Below are 2729 nucleotides of genomic sequence, written 5' to 3'. Positions count from 1 at the left end.
CCACCGAGTTCTACTACAGTACGTCGTGTGTCCGAATCGGTGCGCAGTCGGACCCACACTCGGCGACGCTTGATCACCAGGGACACCAGCAGTCCACCCATCATCGTCAGCGCGAACACCAGCACCCACGTCTGAGCCGGGTCGTGCGAGACCTGCAGGTTGACGAACTCCTCGGCACCGTCGAATCGGACGTTGGTGCCGTCGGACAGCGTCGAACTCTCCCCCGGCATCAGGTTGACACGGTCCTGTTTGACGAGTCTGCCCTGGTTGATCATCTCCTGGTTCAAGGAGAACAACGACTGTGGGTATCCGGTGTCGAGGCCGGTGTCACCGCGATAGATATCGATCGCGACGGCTGGATCGGTCATCGCCGGGTAGCTCGACGACAGCAGGTTGCCGTGGAAGGACGCCGTCGGCGCGAACAGCCCTTCGATCGCGATCTGGTTCTGTCTACGTTCCGTCGCCTCCGGGTAGAGACCACCGGGTGGGTCGATCCGCAGCACGCCGCTGGACAGAAAGGTGGTGGCGTCGGTCGGCTGCCACTGGACGGTCTCGGTGCGGGTCTCACCGTTCGGGAACGTGACCGTGAAGGTCGGCGCGTAGCCATGCCCCTGCAGGTAGACCCTGTCCCCTGCCACTCGTAGTGGGTGGTTGACCTGAAGGACGTCCTCTCGCCAGACGTTGTTCGCCAGATCGTCCTCGGCCTGATATTCGATGTTCGAGGTGAACATCTCGGCCTGGCCGTTCTCGAGGTAGTCGGCCTTGAAGTCCTTGACTCGAATACACAGCGGTTCCAAGCCGGTGCCGTCGACCAGCTGACCGGCACGGAAGCTGTCGTAGATCGCCGGAGTCGTACTGCAGATACCGGGTCCGTCGTTCGCGATGACGATGACGTTGCCCTCGTAGCCGAGGAGTTTGCCCAGCGCGATCGCGGCGAGCAGCCCGACGAGCGAAAGATGGAAGACGAGGTTGCCGAACTCGCGGAAGTATCCCTTCTCGGCCGAGAGCGTCACTTCCTCACCCGAACCGCGAACTGCCACCCTCCAGCCGCGCAGCTGTGACTTCACCTTGGCCGCGGTCTCCTCGGCGGTGTCGTCGACGGTGTACTCACGGTGGTGCGGGAGCCTCGCGAGGTTGCGAGGCGTCGGAACAGGCTTGGTGCGCAGCGCTTTCCCGTGCTCGATACACCTCGGCACGATGCAGCCGATGAGTGAGACGAACAGGAGAGCGTAGATCGCGGTGAACCAGAAACTGGAGAAGACGTCGAACAGCTCGAGCTTGTCCATCAGCGGTCCGAGGGTCGGCCGGGCCGCGATGTATTCGTCGACCTTGCCGGAGTTGAGACTTCGCTGCGGTACCAACGCCCCGGGAATCGCAGCGAACGCCAGGAGGAACAGCAGCACCAGCGCGGTTCGCATACTCGTGAGCGACCGCCACGTATTCCGCACCAGGGCGACGCCGCGCCCGAGGCCGGACTGTCGCGGTGGGACAGCGGAAGGTCGGGTATCGAGATCCGTCATATCGCCACTCATATCGGGAGCACCACATCGGATACGAAGGCATCGCGGATCCAGCTCACGAACACGTCCCAGGCACCCGTGACGAGTGCAATTCCTACTGCTATCAACATGATTCCGCCGAACACCTGTATCTGTCGTGCATGGGTGCGGAGCCAGCCGACTCCGCGTAGGGCACTCACCGAACCGAACGCGAGGATCACGAACGGAAGCCCGAGGCCGAGGCAGTACGCGATGATCAGCGCGACACCGCGCGCTGCCGTCGCGCCCTCGGTGCCCGCCGCGAGCGAGATGACGCTGGCGAGTGTCGGGCCGAGGCACGGGGTCCATCCGAGCGCGAACACGCCGCCGAGCAGCGGCGCACCGAGCAGACTGCTCACCCGTCGAGGCTCGAACCGAACGTCGCGCTGCAGCGCCGGAACGAGTCCGATGAACACCAATCCCATTGCGATGGTGATGACTCCGCCGATGCGCATCAGCAGTTCACGGTTGACCGACAGGGCCGAAATCGCACCGAACACGGTCGCGGTGGCCAGCACGAACACGACGGTGAAGCCCAGAACGAACAGTCCGGCTGCACCCGCGACCCGCAGCCTGGCGGATGCCCTGACCTTCGTCGTCGCCGCTTCGGACGCCGTCACTGCTGGAGCGTCGGCGCCGACGACGCCGGCCAGGTACGACAGATAGCCGGGCACGAGCGGGACGACGCACGGCGACGCGAACGAGACGAGCCCGGCGAGGATGCAGACGCCGAACGCAAGAATCAGCGGACCCGTCGCAGCCGTCGTCTGGAACGTCTCGCCTATACCTGCCGCATACAACTGGTGGCTCACTGCTGATCGGGCTCCTCGCCCGCTATCCGTTCGACGACGGGTTGCAGGTCCTCGGTGAGGAGTTCACGCAGGAACACCGCTGCGACGCGGTGTTGCTTGTCGAGAACGATGGTCGTCGGGACGACCGACGTGGGGATGCCGCCGAGCGCGGTGAGCGTGCGCATGGGCGGGTCGTAGATCGACGGGTACGTCACCTTGTTGTCGATCACGAAGTCCTGCGCCTTGTCCTGGGCAGCGTCGCGCACGTTGATGCCGAGGAACTGGACGCCGAGATCCTGAGTGTTGACGAAGACCTCCTCCAGATCGTCGGCTTCGCCGCGACACGGTCCGCACCACTGGCCCCAGACGTTCAGCACGACCACCTGGCCCTGGTAGTCGG

General features: G+C 64.5%; 3 protein-coding genes. All 3 read right to left on the bottom strand.

All coding sequences use genetic code 11. The features are described from left to right. Positions 1 to 1520, bottom strand: a 1520-nt coding sequence (resB, locus tag A2J03_RS26465) for a cytochrome c biogenesis protein ResB (RefSeq protein ID WP_068380251.1), incomplete at its 3' end; no start/stop codon positions are given. An 8-nt stretch (positions 1521 to 1528) separates the two neighbouring features. Beyond that, a complete protein-coding gene (locus tag A2J03_RS26460) occupies positions 1529 to 2350 on the bottom strand; it encodes a cytochrome c biogenesis CcdA family protein (protein WP_068380249.1) in 822 nt (273 codons plus the stop codon). Then, a partial coding sequence (locus A2J03_RS26455; protein ID WP_156520600.1) for a TlpA disulfide reductase family protein occupies positions 2347 to 2729 on the bottom strand: 383 nt, incomplete at its 5' end. The genes A2J03_RS26460 and A2J03_RS26455, both read right to left, overlap by 4 nt.

The organism is Rhodococcus sp. EPR-157 (assembly GCF_001647195.1).
GTDB lineage: Bacteria > Actinomycetota > Actinomycetes > Mycobacteriales > Mycobacteriaceae > Rhodococcoides.
The sequence above is the reverse complement of the archived record's forward strand: the minus strand, read 5'-3'. Positions and strand labels throughout refer to the sequence as shown.